At 46.3% G+C, this 15,278-nt stretch carries 6 protein-coding genes and 3 pseudogenes; 2 read left to right on the top strand and 7 right to left on the bottom strand.

Annotated features, from left to right (window positions below):
• Nucleotides 1-77: 77 nt before the first annotated feature.
• The 7 genes and pseudogenes from BDD26_RS20945 to panP form a co-directional block, all read right to left on the bottom strand.
• Nucleotides 78-1,490, bottom strand: a pseudogene (locus BDD26_RS20945) (non-ribosomal peptide synthetase); the annotation flags it as partial.
• A 129-nt stretch (nucleotides 1,491-1,619) separates the two neighbouring features.
• A pseudogene (locus BDD26_RS20940) lies at nucleotides 1,620-3,191 on the bottom strand (condensation domain-containing protein); the annotation flags it as partial.
• 87 nt (nucleotides 3,192-3,278) lie between these two features.
• Nucleotides 3,279-6,302: pseudogene (locus tag BDD26_RS20935) on the bottom strand (non-ribosomal peptide synthetase); the annotation flags it as partial.
• Between the two features lie 26 nt (nucleotides 6,303-6,328).
• Entirely contained in the window at nucleotides 6,329-9,583 is a 3,255-nt protein-coding gene (locus tag BDD26_RS16305) for a non-ribosomal peptide synthetase (RefSeq protein WP_115827129.1), read from the bottom strand.
• A gap of 491 nt (nucleotides 9,584-10,074) precedes the next feature.
• Nucleotides 10,075-11,088, bottom strand: coding sequence for a cyclic peptide export ABC transporter (locus BDD26_RS20360; RefSeq protein WP_244922756.1), 1,014 nt, complete (start codon nucleotides 11,086-11,088; stop codon nucleotides 10,075-10,077).
• Nucleotides 11,036-11,713, bottom strand: a complete 678-nt coding sequence (locus BDD26_RS20355) for an ABC transporter transmembrane domain-containing protein (RefSeq protein WP_244922755.1) — start codon at nucleotides 11,711-11,713, stop codon at nucleotides 11,036-11,038. The genes BDD26_RS20360 and BDD26_RS20355 overlap by 53 nt, the downstream gene beginning before the upstream one ends.
• Nucleotides 11,714-12,320: 607 nt before the next feature.
• Nucleotides 12,321-13,994 carry a pyridoxal-dependent aspartate 1-decarboxylase PanP gene (panP, locus tag BDD26_RS16295; RefSeq protein ID WP_115827128.1) on the bottom strand — a complete coding sequence of 558 codons (1,674 nt, stop codon included), beginning with the start codon at nucleotides 13,992-13,994 and terminating at the stop codon, nucleotides 12,321-12,323.
• 684 nt (nucleotides 13,995-14,678) lie between these two features.
• Between panP and BDD26_RS16290 the strand changes: the two genes are divergently transcribed.
• Both BDD26_RS16290 and BDD26_RS19620 read left to right on the top strand, forming a co-directional pair.
• A complete protein-coding gene (locus BDD26_RS16290) occupies nucleotides 14,679-14,909 on the top strand; it encodes a hypothetical protein (protein ID WP_038263021.1) in 231 nt (76 codons plus the stop codon).
• 121 nt (nucleotides 14,910-15,030) lie between these two features.
• Nucleotides 15,031-15,198, top strand: a complete 168-nt coding sequence (locus BDD26_RS19620; RefSeq protein ID WP_170140419.1) for a hypothetical protein — start codon at nucleotides 15,031-15,033, stop codon at nucleotides 15,196-15,198.
• Nucleotides 15,199-15,278: the final 80 nt, after the last annotated feature.

Here is a 15,278-nt window from a genome sequence, read left to right as displayed (position 1 = left end):
GGAGCCTGATATTCCCGACTGATAATAGCGGAACGGTCGGGAGCAGGTAGTGCTTTACGATCCAGTTTGCCATTCGGGGTAACAGGGAAGGCGTCTAAGATAACATAGGCACTAGGCAGCATATACTCCATCAGGCGGGTACTGAGCTGCTCACGCAACGGCACCAGATCCAGGGTAATTTCAGGCTGCGGCACCAGATAGGCGACCAGACGCTTATGGCCGCTTTCATCTTCATGGACGGTTACCACCGCATCTTTGACACCGTCACACTGCGCCAGCTGGGCTTCAATTTCCCCCAGTTCAATACGGAAGCCGCGGATCTTGACCTGAAAATCATTGCGCTCCCGGTACTCAATCGTGCCGTCCGGCAGCCAGCGGCCCAGATCCCCGGTTTTATACATCCGGGCCCCGGCGTGATCGCTGAACGGATCGGGTATAAAGCGCTCATCGGTCAGGTCAGGGCGGTTCAGATAGCCGCGGGCGACGCCGGCGCCGCCGATATGGATTTCACCGGTCACGCCGATGGGCACCGGTTGCCCCTGTGCATCCAGAATATAAAGACGGGCATTGGTCAGCGGGTAGCCGATGGGGACGGTGCCGGCCGGACAAACTGCCGGGGTATCCGGCTGCCATACGGTGGCAATCACCGTGGTTTCCGTCGGGCCATAGGAGTTGATCCAGCGGCAGGACCGGGTTTCCGCTAACGATTGCCAGGTGTTGAAGTGGCGCAGTTCGGCTTTTTCCCCGCCGACAATCACCAGCCGTAAAGACGCACTGAAACCACAGCGGCCGGCGGCCATCTCCTGGACCCACAAATGCCAGAACGCGGTGGGTAAATCGCAGACGGTGATCGCCTGTGCCTGTAAGAACTGGCTGAAGGTTTTATCCGGGATACGCAGGGGCGCCGGACGCAGCACTAAGGTGGCCCCGGCGGCCAGGGTGGCGAAAATATCGGAAACCGTGGTATCAAAGGCCACCGAGGTAAATTGCAGTACCCGGTCCGCCGGCGTCAGTGCATTGGTCTGGCGCTGGACATGAACAAAATTAACCACATGGCGGTGTTCAATCATTACGCCTTTCGGCTGTCCGGTAGAGCCGGAGGTGTAGATAATATAGGCCAGATGGTGTGGCTTTAAGCCCCGTTGTTGTGGTGCAGGATTGTGGCCGGGCTGTTGGGCCACCGTGTTCAGATAATCGCTGTTATCCATGACCCAGACCGGCACCCCGGCGGTGAGACGGTGCTGTAAGTGTTGCTGGGTCAGAAGCAGTTTAGGTGCACAGTCGGACAGAATGTAATTCAGCCGTTCAGTCGGGTAATCCGGATCTAACGGCACATAACCGGCCCCGGCTTTCAGGATGCCGAACAGGCCGGCGATCATATCAACGCCGCGCTCAACACAAATGGCGACACGGTCATCCGGCTGTACACCGGCTGCTATCAGGGCATGGGCCAGCTGGTTGGCTTGCCGGTTCAGTTCGGCATAACTCAGCTGCTGTTCGCCGTACACCAGCGCCGTCGCGGCCGGTGAATTCGTCACTTGCTGTTCGAAAAGTTGTTGCAGCAGCTGATCCTGCGGGTAACTGACTTCGCGGGCATTGAATGCGGTCAGTAACTGAGTACGCTCAGGCGGCGTCAGGAGCGGCAGATCGGCCACCGGCTGGCTGTCATCAGCCACCATCGCCGCCAGCAGGGTGTGCAGATACCCCGCCATACGTTCAACCGTGGCCGGGTCAAACAGATCACTGGCGTATTCCAGTTCACCGGTTAACCCGTTTTCGCTGTCATTGAGTGACAGTGACAAATCAAACTGGGTGGTTTTTCTGTCTGACGGCAGTTCACTGAGCGTTAATTCCGGCAGATGAAAACGCGGTTGATTGGCGGTATTATCCAGATCCATCATCACCTGAAATACCGGGCTGTGACTCAGGCTGCGTGGCGGTTGTAATGCCTCCACTAACTGTTCAAAAGGCAAATCCTGATGGGCGTAGGCGTCCAGCGCATGGGCTTTAACACGGGCCAATAGCGCTTTGATGGTCGGGTTATCCTCCAGCCGGACTCTTAAGGCCAGCGTATTGGCGAAGAAACCGATCAGCGGCTCTAATTCACTGTACCGGCGGTTGGCCACCGGCGTGCCGATAACCACATCGGGTTGCCCGCTGAGGCGGGACAGTAAAACTGCCCAGCCGGCCAGCAGGGTCATAAACAGGGTGGTGCCATGACGCTGGCTCAGGGCGTGTAAACCGGTGCTGAGTGCAGGGGACAGGGTAAAGCGTACCAGATCTCCCCGATAGCTTTGTTCCGGCGGGCGGACGCGGTCAGTGGGCAGTTCCAGTAAGACCGGCGCATCCTGTAGGGCATTACGCCAGTAGTTTACCTGCTGGTCCAGCCTGTCTCCCTGCAACCACTGGCGCTGCCACAGGGCGTAGTCAGCGTACTGGATGGGCAGCGGTGGCAGCGGATCGGGCTGTTGCTGGCAGAAGGCCTGATAAAGGGCGGAGAACTCTTTCGTCAGGATATTCATCGACCAGCCGTCAGAGATAATATGGTGCTGGGTCACCAGCAGAATATGGTGTTGATCCGCGAGTTTCAGCAGTTGGGCGCGGACTAACGGCCCTTGCGTAAAATCAAAATCCTGCCGGGCTTCCGCCTGGGCCGCCGCTGCCCGGGCCATTTTCTGCTCTGCCGGGGATAACGGGCTGAGATCCCGGTATATCAGGGCAAAGCCCCGGTCAGCCTCACCGATAATCTGGCGCGCTTCCCCGTCGATAACAGTGATGGTGGTGCGCAGAATTTCATGACGGGCCACGATGCGATCCAGCGCCGCTTGCAGGGCGGCCGGATTTAAAACACCGTGCAGTTCTAAGCCGCCGGCAATGTGGTAGGCGGCCTGCGCGGCGCTGTCCAGTTGTGCCAGAAACCAGAGCCGTTGCTGCGCCCAGGAAAGGGGTAACGGCTGCTGGCGGTCTGCGGGTAAAATCACCGGCTGGACGGACTGGGCGGCATGCATCAGCGAAGCGGCCAAATCGGCCAGTACCGGGTGAGTGAACAGATCTTGCAGTGTCACTTCCAGATTCAGCTTTTCCCGTAAACGGGCAGCAGCCTGTACCGTCAATAACGAATGTCCCCCCAGTTCAAAGAAATTATCATGGCGCCCGATTTGCTCTGCGCCCAATAGATCCTGCCAGATTTCAGCCAGGGTCTGTTCAATTTCACCCTGCGGTGCGGCATATTCACGGCGCACAAGGGCCGCGCTGTCCGGGGCGGGCAGGGCTTTGCGATCCAGTTTGCCATTCGGGGTAACAGGGAAGGCGTCTAAGATGACATAAGCGCCGGGCAGCATATACTCCATCAGGCGGGTACTGAGCTGCTCACGCAACGGCACCAGATCCAGGGTAATTTCAGGCTGCGGCACCAGATAGGCGACCAGACGCTTATGGCCGCTTTCATCTTCATGGACGGTTACCACCGCATCTTTGACACCGTCACACTGCGCCAGCTGGGCTTCAATTTCCCCCAGTTCAATACGGAAGCCGCGGATCTTGACCTGAAAATCATTGCGCTCCCGGTATTCAATCGTGCCGTCCGGCAGCCAGCGGCCCAGATCCCCGGTTTTATACATCCGGGCCCCGGCGTGATCGCTGAACGGATCGGGTATAAAGCGCTCATCGGTCAGGTCAGGGCGGTTCAGATAGCCGCGGGCGACGCCGGCACCGCCGATATGGATTTCACCGGTCACGCCGATGGGCACCGGTTGCCCCTGTGCATCCAGAATATAAAGACGGGCATTGGTCAGCGGGTAGCCGATGGGGACGGTGCCGGTCGGACAAACTGCCGGGGTATCCGGCTGCCATACGGTGGCAATCACCGTGGTTTCCGTCGGGCCATAGGAGTTGATCCAGCGGCAGGACCGGGTTTCCGCTAACGATTGCCAGGTGTTGAAGTGGCGCAGCTCGGCTTTTTCCCCGCCGACAATCACCAGCCGTAAAGACGCACTGAAACCACAGCGGCCGGCGGCCATCTCCTGGACCCACAAATGCCAGAACGCGGTGGGTAAATCGCAGACGGTGATCGCCTGTGCCTGTAAGAACTGGCTGAAGGTTTTATCCGGGATACGCAGGGGCGCCGGACGCAGCACTAAGGTGGCCCCGGCGGCCAGGGTGGCGAAAATATCGGAAACCGTGGTATCAAAGGCCACCGAGGTAAATTGCAGTACCCGGTCCGCCGGCGTCAGTGCATTGGTCTGGCGCTGGACATGAACAAAATTAACCACATGGCGGTGTTCAATCATTACGCCTTTCGGCTGTCCGGTGGAGCCGGAGGTGTAGATAATATAGGCCAGATGGTGTGGCTTTAAGCCCCGTTGTTGTGGTGCAGGATTGTGGCCGGGCTGTTGGGCCACCGTGTTCAGATAATCGCTGTTATCCATGACCCAGACCGGCACCCCGGCGGTGAGACGGTGCTGTAAGTGTTGCTGGGTCAGAAGCAGTTTAGGTGCACAGTCGGACAGAATGTAATTCAGCCGTTCAGTCGGGTAATCCGGATCTAACGGCACATAACCGGCCCCGGCTTTCAGGATGCCGAACAGGCCGGCGATCATATCAACGCCGCGCTCAACACAAATGGCGACACGGTCATCCGGCTGTACACCGGCTGCTATCAGGGCATGGGCCAGCTGGTTGGCTTGCCGGTTCAGTTCGGCATAACTCAGCTGCTGTTCGCCGTACACCAGCGCCGTTGCGGCCGGTGAATTCGTCACTTGCTGTTCGAAAAGTTGTTGCAGCAGCTGATCCTGCGGGTAACTGACTTCGCGGGCATTGAATGCGGTCAGTAACTGAGTACGTTCAGGCGGCGTCAGGAGCGGCAGATCGGCCACCGGCTGGCTGTCATCAGCCACCATTGCGGTCAGCAGGGTGTGCAGATACCCCGCCATACGTTCAACCGTGGCCGGGTCAAACAGATCACTGGCGTATTCCAGTTCACCGGTTAACCCGTTTTCGCTGTCATTGAGTGACAGAGTCAAATCAAAGTAAGCGCTTTCTCTGACCAGAGGAAGTTCACTCAGTTTTAGTCCGGCTAACTCAAAATTCCTTTGTTCTGATTTATTATCGAGAGTCAGCATAACCTGGAAAATAGGGCTATGGCTTAAGCTGCGGGTTGGTCGCAGAGCTTCGACCAATTGTTCAAATGGTAAATCCTGATGCTCATAAGCGCTTAACGCACAATTTTTCACCTGGGCCAGCAATTCGCTGACATTTGGGTTGTCACCTAATTGAATACGTAATGCCAGTGTATTGGCAAAGAAACCGATCAAAGGCTCCAGCTCATGTTGTGGACGGTTGGCAATCGGCGTTCCTATCACCAGATCGGATTGTCCACTGATGCGAGAAAGCAGCACTGCCCAACCTGCCATCAACGTCATAAATAAAGTTGTGCCATGACGCTGGCTGAGGTTTTTTAATCCTGCACTTAATTCCGGTGAGAATGCCAGATCGACGCGCTTACCTCTGTAACTCTGCTGTATCGGACGAGGTTTGTCGGTGGGTAATTCGAGCAATTCAGGCGCACCTTGTAAACGATTGCGCCAGTAATTTAGTTGAGTTTTCAGTACATCGCTCTGTAGCCACTGTTGTTGCCAGAGAACATAGTCAGCATACTGGAGCGTCAATTCAGGTAATGGATCGGGTTGCCCCTGACTGAAAGCCTGATAAAGAGCAGAGAGTTCATGTATCAATATCTTGACTGACCAGCCATCTGAAATAATGTGATGCTGAGTCAACAGCAGAACATGTTCGTCTGCTGCCAAACGGAGCAAATGCCCTCTGAGTAATGGCCCACAGGTAAAATCGAAAGGTTTGACAGCTTCAAGGCGGGCGCGCTCTTCCACTGTTGTTTGTTGCTCTGGTTCTGGTAAATGGCTGATATCTCCAGTCGTCAAAGCAAAACCACTGCTGGCATCCCCGATAATTTGCCGGGCAGTACCCTCAATGGCCACAAAAGTTGTCCGCAGGCTCTCATGACGGGCAATAATCCGATCCAAAGCCGCTTGTAGCGCATTCAGGTTAAGCTGACCTTGTAGATGTAGCCCTACTGACATGTGATACGCCGTCTGGGCTGCGGGATCTAACTGGGTCAGAAACCACAGGCGTTGTTGTGTCCAGGATAATGGCACATTGCCGTTGCGGGCTTGGGGGCGAATTTCTGCTTTTTGTGTATGTTGACGAGATAGCTTGGCGGTTTTGGCTAACTCAAGTAGTCTTTTCCGTTCAGCTAATGGTAAAGATGTTAATTCATTATTATTCATGTTTAAGTACCATTTGAGAGCCAGATTTATTCCATTGATTTATAAATATCTTGTAGGGAATCTGCGTCAAATTGCAGTAATTGAGCGTTGATAATGCACTCTTCAAGCTGACAGATAGAAGGATGTGCAAACAATTGCTGGATAGAAATATCAACGTCAAAGATTTCATTAATTCTTGATTGAAGTTGCAGAACCAAGAGTGAGTGACCACCGAGCTCAAAGAAATTGTCATAACGTCCGATACGATCTATCTTCAATATCGTTTGCCAGATATCAGCCAGTTGTTCTTCAATTTCACCTTGTGGTGCTGCATATTCTTGTGTGATCACTGACAGGTGATCAGGAATGGGTAGAGCGCGGCGATCCAATTTGCCACTTAATGTCAGTGGGAAAGTATCCAACATGACAAATGCGCCAGGGATCATGTAATCAGGCAGGCTATTGCCCAATTGTTCCCTCAGTTCAGGAATATTCAGTGTAGTACCTGATTGGGGGATGATGTAAGCGATCAGCCTTGTATCTGCTGAGTCATATGCACGTGCAACAACGACAACTTGCTGAACACCAGCGCATTGGGCCAGACGAGTTTCGATTTCTTCCAACTCAATACGATTTCCCCGTATCTTGACCTGAAAATCATTACGGCCCAGATAATCAATGCTGCCATCAGGTAACCAACGCCCCAAATCTCCCGTTTTATACATCCGTGCATCCGGGCGATTACTGAATGGATCATGAACAAAACGTTCTGCCGTTAGTTCAGGGCGATTTAAGTAACCGCGGGCAACACCAATACCACCAATATGGATCTCCCCGGTCACACCGATAGGAACAAGCCGGCCAAGTTTATCCAGAATATAGATTTGTGTATTAGCGATAGGATGACCAATTGGGACTAAATCGACATATTTTTCTGAACCACAGCGCCACGAAGTCACGTCAATAGCGGCTTCGGTCGGACCATATAAATTATGCAGCTCACTATGAGGGAAGTGAGACAAGCACTGTTGTTGCAGGGAATACGGTAAGGCTTCTCCACTACACAAAATCTGACGTAAGGAAGGGCAACGTTCTGCCGGAGTGAGATGAATGAAACTTTGCAGCATGGAAGGAACAAAATGCAGGGTTGTGATACCTCTGGATTCAATCTCTTCCAGCAAATAAAGGGGATCTTTGTGACCTCCGGGGCGTGCCATAACTAATTGAGCACCGGCAAGCAAAGGCAGGAAAAACTCCCATACTGAAACATCGAAACTGAATGGGGTTTTCTGCAATACGAGATCGTTAGGGCTCAATTGATATTCATCTTTAGCCCAGAGTAAGCGGTTGACGATACCACGATGCTCATTCATTACCCCTTTAGGTAAACCTGTTGACCCTGAGGTATACAGAACATAAGCCAAATTACGTGATGTCAGCCCCAAATCGGTGATAGAGAGATTGTCTTCCTGCTGCTCAGTGATAGTTGCCTGAAATTCTCCGCTTTCCCATATCCACAAAGGAACACTAGTGTCTGGTAAGTGACTTTGTAGCCCATGATGGCTCAGGACAAGTGCCGGTTCACTGTCGGTCAGAATATGCCTGAGACGATCTGCCGGATATTCTGGATCGAGAGGAACATAAGCTGCCCCCGCTTTTAATATTCCTAGCAATGCGATGACCATCTCCGGGCTACGTTCCATGCAGAGACCGATGCGATTATCTGCCTGAATACCGGCTGCAACAAAAGCGTGTGCGAGTTTATTGGCCTGACGATTTAATTCCTCGTAAGTCAATTGGTGGTTATCACAAATCAGTGCAATTGCTGCCGGTGCATAGTTGACTTGTTGTTCGAATAATTGGTGAAGCAGAACGTTTTGCGGGTAGGAGATGTCAGTTGCATTAAAATTATAGAGAATTCGTTGGCGTTCTGATTCATTCATCAACGGTAAGCTGTCAATAGTCTGTTGCTCATCGTCTGCCATTGCTGTCAGCAAGTTGAAAAAATTGTTCATGAGTTGAGTGATTAACTCAGCATCGAACAATTTAGTATCATAATGAAAACCGCAATTAATCTGTTGATCGACTTCTATGACATTGACCATCAGAGGAACAGGCATCTCGGCATAATAAGGATATGGGAAAGATCGCAGTTCTGCTCCTCCCCAATGCACAGTCGTACTGCTGCTCTGATCCATCCAAAGCGACACCAGGTTACTGATATATCTGGGTTGTTGAAAGGTCATAATCGTCTGAAAAACAGGGTGAGTATCTGCGTGCCGTTGTACCTTAATTTGTTCCAGGATCTTGGGGAAAGGATATTTTTGGTTCTCAATGGCCTGACGAATAGTTTTAGCTGCTTGTAAGATATGTTCCTGTACCGTCATTTCGCCATTGATTTGGCCGCGTAAGGCTACTGGGTTGACAAACTCACCTACCAATTTTCCCCAGGGAGCCCGGCTGCGCCCCGGCATGATGGAGCCGATAAAAATATCGTCCTGACCAGTGTAGCGATGTAACAGAATTTGATAGGCAGCCAGAAAAATTGCAAACAGGCTATTGCCATATTTTTCCGCCATTACCAGTAGTTTTCTGGCCAGTGTGGCGGAGAGCTTACCGGGAACCGTAATTTTATCTGTTGCTGAGGGAGATTGATTAATTACCGGTTTATTGCTGGCAGGTAATTGTAATTCTGTTAAATGGCCGCTCAGGTTATCGCACCAGAATTGTTGTTGTTTTTTGGCATTGTTACTATTCAGCCATTGCTGTTGCCAGATAACATAGTCTTGGTAACTGCGTTCTGGTGCAGGGGGTAATTCTTGTTCGGTTAAGAGCTTGCCCAGTTCTTCCAATAATATCCAATAAGACCAACCATCAACGGCAAGGTGGTCAAAGGTTAATACCATGACACTTTCCTGATCATCACATTGATACCAACTGGCATAAACACGCAATGGGTTATTCAGATCGAAAGCGTGCCAGCAATCATTACGGACGACCTGTTGTAGTGTTTCTTCACTCAGATCCCTGGCATTATGTCTTGTGATCTTAATTACGGCATTTTCTGCTATTTGGTATCCTAACTTACCGTCATATTGACCAAAACTAGCCCGTAACATGGGGTGGCGTTTTATCAGATGATTGAGTGCGTCTTCTAATTTCTCGGCAGTTAAACCTTTAACTCTGGCACAAAACGCACTATTATTCTGCCCCCTCTGGGCCGGGTTAATTTGGTATTGAAACCAACGGCTGCTTTGTGCTTCTGATAAAGCAAATGATTTCAATGTCTCAGGATAATTCATTTTATAGCTCCCCTTTTATGGGTATATGGAAAAACAAAAATTTGAGAACTGATAAAACAAAAAAATAAGAACAGAATTTAAGTCCAAAAATATTGGTTAAATAAAGTTCAATAAATTTATTTTCCAGCAGAAAATTAATGCGGTGGAAGTACAACGCAATAAAAAAAACCATTACAGTGATATGAATGGTATTTCACAGGAAAGTTATAAGTTAATCTCATTTTTTATATAAGCTGTACTTTGTCTTTATTATGGTATTTAAGGTGTTAGATTATATATTAAATGAAAAAACTTTACATAGTGATATTCCCTTACTTTTATATCTAATTTTGTTATAGGTAATAATAGTGTTATTGGCATGAATATTTTATATTACATAATAATCTAAATGATAATATATATCCTATAAAAAAAGAGCCTGTTTAACGAGGCTCTCAAAATGGGCGAGGATATATTTATAATAAGTAGGTTGTCTTTGATCTAGATCATTTTCAGTCAGAATAATGGCTATTAGTGTTTATCTCTTTAATGTGTCCATCTTCCAACTTAATTATGCGTTCTGCAATATCAAAATATGCATCATCATGGCTAATAACAATAACGGTCTTACCACGAGCCTTTAGTTCCGGCAGTAATTCTGTATAGAATATTCTTTTAAATACAGGGTCTTGATCCGCAGCCCATTCATCGAATAGATAAATAGGACGATCTTCCAGATAAGCAGACACTAAGGCTAAGCGTTTTCTCTGACCGGCTGAAAGTTCAGTTGTCGAAAATTGTCCGTTAACGATTTTGACTTTATGGCTCATGTTTAAAGCTTCAATATAATGGGTTGCTTTTTCGGTAACATTTGCCCCGGTATTTAACAATTGATCAAATAAATGATAATTAGAGAAAACGGCTGAAAAATATTGGCGATAATGTTCATTATTTGTCTGATCCATTTTTACACCGTTAAACCAGATAGAGCCGGATTCTTGTTCGAACAAACCGACTAACAGCATGGCAAGTGTTGTCTTTCCGCTTCCGTTTCCACCGACAATAAAAATAATTTCGCCTTGGGAAATAGTCAGACTCATTGGCCCTAGCTTAAACTCCCGATCTTCTTTATCGGTAGTGTAGTGGTGAACAACATCTCTCAATTCAAGTGATAGTGGTTGTTCATTTGCAAATGGGTTTGGGGTATTAGCTTGTTGTATATACAGAGATTCTTCCAACTGACTATCCAGTCGTTTCATTTTTTGTAGTGAAATTTCGGCTTGTCTTAATTCTGGAATTGCACCGATCACTTCGCTGATTGGGCCGGATAAAAATAGAACAATCAGAGTGACTGTCATCAAATCAGAAGGCTCTTGGGGTAACCAGATAGGTACAACAAAAATCATCAAGCCGATGACAATATAAAAGACTATCGAGCCGGCATTCAGTACCCAGGCGTAGTTATTATTTGCTTTAATACAGATATCTTTGAATTTTTTTCGCGCCGGGAGAAATGACTCTGTCAATAAATGCATTGCCTTTCTGGCTATTGAGTTTTAACTCTTTGCTGCCATCGATTAGCTGTTGGAAGCTGAGGTATATCTTATCTACCTGCTCACGCATTTCTTCCATCAGGCGGATAGGGCGCTTTTCCAAAAAATAGAAGATATACATTGTGATTAGACAGACAATAGTCAGAATGATAAAGAGTTGCCATGAAATCCAGGCTAAGTAGCCGAAACAAGCGATAATAAGTGTAATATTGCCAAAGACGGTTGGCGCTAACATAAAAGAGTGTATAAACACATCGACATCTTTGGTCAGAACAGCCAACAGGCCATGTTTCCCGATATTGTTCAGCTTCTTAAAAGGTGCCCGTAATATTTTATTACTCAGACTCAGTCGCAGGGAATAAATCGTTGCCTGAGTTAAATGTGAAAGCAGAATTTCTGATAAAGTTTTAGTAATAAAAAAAAGAATACAGATACCAAAAAAGTTCCAGATAAATGTTGAGAGATTAGCTGCACCTGTAATTCCCTGGCTAATCATTCCTACTACTGATGCACCAGCAAACCCGCTGATTAATGCAAATATTGTTGATAAAAACAGCAATATCCAGGATTGACGATAGAGATAAGCTATTAGTGTCATAAAAATAAACCATTATAGGAAATTATGAGTAATATAAAAAATATATACTGGCCAATGAGACTCAACATGGTTATTTTTTTCTGGTGAAATATCAAGGAAGATTTATAAACATAAATATGAATGAGGTTAAATCGTGATAAAAGTCACAATTCATATGTAATAGGATGTAATAGATATTACATTAACCGATGTGTGTTATTTTTTTCATTAATTGATAGAGTTTATTTGTAATTGTGGAATAAAGGCGCATAAATGATTCCCTAAGTAATCAGGTAGTAACGTAGGTGTACTTTTATGCAATTCTATATCATTCCATTAACATGCTTTGTTAGTTGCACTTTGTTACTCCTTGCACAGCAAAGAGTACGAAAGTGATCTGGCATTATAAATATTTATTTGAATTAAAAGGTTTGGTTTTAAATATTATTTATTTAATCGCTGAAGCGGTTAAATAATGTTTTGTATTATTTAGGCGGCAGATTCATTTAATTCTGTAATGACTGTTCCGATTTGTTTTTTTATACATACTATCCCAGAAGCTCTATTGGGTGTATGCCCAATAGAGTTCGAATTGCAACTTGAAAGATGAAGCAGATATTAAGTTATCTCAATTGATTAAATTCTGTAAGGTTTGCCATAACGGACTTTGCTGTGCCAGTTTGCGTTGATCTTCCAGCATGCACTCAAGTATTTCCAAAGTCGTCAATGGATTTGCCAGTACAACACGCAAAACAGTTGTTGGTTGTCGATCCCATTGTACAGGCCTGAGACTGGTGCGTGAGACAAAAAACTTTCCGGTAGTCCACTGCATAGACTGGATATTTTGGTTCAGTACATTAAGTGTATCGTGTAGTTTTTCCCGCACAGATTCAGGGGCGTTGCGTAGTGCCGTCAATGCCATTGGCGGTATATATCGGTAAGTAAGCAGACAAAGTTGTGGTTCGCTGACTAACTCAAAATCTTCCTGCTGGCGGATAATGTCTGCAAATTGCAGGGCCTTCTCGATACTTCTATCTATTAATTGGGCAAAACCCTGCCGGCCAAGCAGGTGCAGGTTACTGTGCAACATAAGCGACATCGCACTGCGTGAACCTTCCAGAGTGTGGCGGCCTAAATCTTTTGAACCTTTACGTACAATATAATTGGCATGTTGGGCAATAGAATCAGTCAGAGTAGGCTGGCGGAACAGTACCATGCCTGTTCCCATAGGAACGTACATTTGTTTATGAGCGTCAATTGTCACAGTATCAGCGCGCTCAATGCCTTTGAATAAATGCCGATAGCGTTCTGACAATAAGCTCGCGCCTCCCCAGGCAGCATCAACATGGAAGTGACACTGCTCGCGTTCGGCGATATCTGCCAGCACATCCAGCGGATCGATTGAGCCGGTCTCGGTTGTTCCGGCTATTCCGACAATTGCCATGGGCTTGATATTGCGCTGACGCAGATTTTTCAGGTGCGAGTACAGGGAATCAATGCAGATCTGTCCGTTCCTGTCGGCATCAACACTGATTAGTGCATCTTGTCCAAGTCCGAGCACATCCACAGCTTTTTTCAGCGAATAGTGGCCTAGTTCTGATACCAAAATCGCCACTCCATTATAACCGTAATGAAGTAAGCCTCTGGCCAGTCCCTCACGCTTGAGACCAGCAAAATTTTCGTCGGCTGGCATGAGCAGGTTTCGGCATGTCCACATGGCTGTCAGATTAGCCAATGTTCCGCCAGAACAGAAGGCTGCCAGAGCATAATCACCGCTGTGCAGCCATTGTTTATAAAAATTTTCATCACAACCGTATACCAGTTTGTGCATCATACCCGATACCTGGCGCTCCAGTACGGTCAGAACATGTGATGTTTCCAGTTTGACTAAATTTTGGTTCAGGGCAGTCAATATTTTGCCAAGCGCAGGTAAATGTCTGGGCAGGGCTGATGTCATATGACCAACAAAAGTGGGGGATGACACAGGCATCACTTGGTTAAGAACATCTTCATTCAAATTTTGGATATATTTTTTGGTATCGACAGGCATTTCTGGTATGAATACTGAAGAGAACTTTCTCTCCAGTTCTGCTAATTCATGCACTGGTTTGTTTAGCTCACGGCAACAATAACCTATAGGATCATCTGCAATCTTCTCTTCCAGTTCAGACAACGCTTTTTCACCGATATTGGTGGTAAATTGGTCGAATAGTTCTTGCCATTCCTGTGTGTCCGAATAACTATCGTGAGGAGTCGTCTTTTCTGTTTCATTGTGATTCAGTCTGTCAAGAGAATTCTGCATAGTTTGTTTGCCTCTCCAGAATCGCTAATTAATGTAGTGTGAACAGCATAATCATATCATCGTTGGGCGCAAGTAGTTGGGTGCAGCTGAACGGTATATATATCCCTCTGGAGTACAGGGTTCTTGCCTTCTGTATTGATCAGATCAAGCTAAGAATGAGAACCATCTGTTCTGTATGAATTTTGTTAAAAATTATTGATGATTTATCTGTGGGAAAATAATAGTAAGACTATATTCAGGTTAATGTGATTTATATTAATTCTCAGATAATAGTATGTCATGGTTGATAAATTGAAAGTGGCCAAATAAATAAGTATTTTTAATGTATTATCAATTTTTTTTATCTATTAAGGATGAAAATAGTTTCTTATTGAAAAGATAGTCACTACTCCAAAAATAGTATGTGATAAATGGTTGGTTGTTTAATAAAAGTTAAGAACAAATAATTTATGGTGATATCGGAGAAGCGCAGAAAGCTGGCTCCAGAAAAATATAAATTTGATCTGAATCACAGAAAGATTCTATTCAATGACTTTAGAGTTATTTTTTGAATTTCTTTGTCTCATTTTATAATTATTTTAATTTTTCTGGAGCCATAATTCAAACAATTATCTATTTATGTATTATGGTTCTAATTTAGATAAATTAATGATGATATTAATAAGTTAAGTAATGAGGTGATATATGAAAGAGTTAACAATTATTGAATTAGAGCAGGTTGCGGGTGGTACTTTTGACTGGCGTAAAACTGTAAAAGCCGGTATTCACCTTTTTGAGAAAGTAGTTAGTGATACCACTGACTTTCTGGCTAATGAAGGCTATATTTCGAAAGATTTAGGCGGATTGATTAAAGGTGAAGCAGATGCTTTAGGAAATTTTGGCTGCGATGTAATTGATAGTATTGGTGATAAATAACTTCCAAATTTCAGAGTACATACTCATAAAATAGAATAATATGAATTTTATGTGATTTTTTAATTAATGTACTAAAAAGTTAATATCAATTGCAATCAATAATTAGATAATGAGGTGATATATGAAAGAGTTAACAACTATTGAACTAGGGCAGGTCTCAGGTGCTGGTTCTGTATTCTTGAAAGAAATTGAAGAATACGCAAAGCATGTAATTGAAGATATACCATATGCCATTCGCCCAGCATGGCCAATTATTCCCCCATATCTCGAACCAGTATGTGATAACTAATTCAGATAAGTTTTGAACATCAATTTTAAATATAATATGAATCATTAGCCACTCTATTAGAATGGCTAATGATTTTCCTA

The sequence above is a fragment of the Xenorhabdus cabanillasii genome (assembly GCF_003386665.1).
Classification (GTDB): domain Bacteria; phylum Pseudomonadota; class Gammaproteobacteria; order Enterobacterales; family Enterobacteriaceae; genus Xenorhabdus; species Xenorhabdus cabanillasii.
Note: the sequence above shows the minus strand (reverse complement) of the source record. Positions and strands in the feature narration are given on the sequence as shown.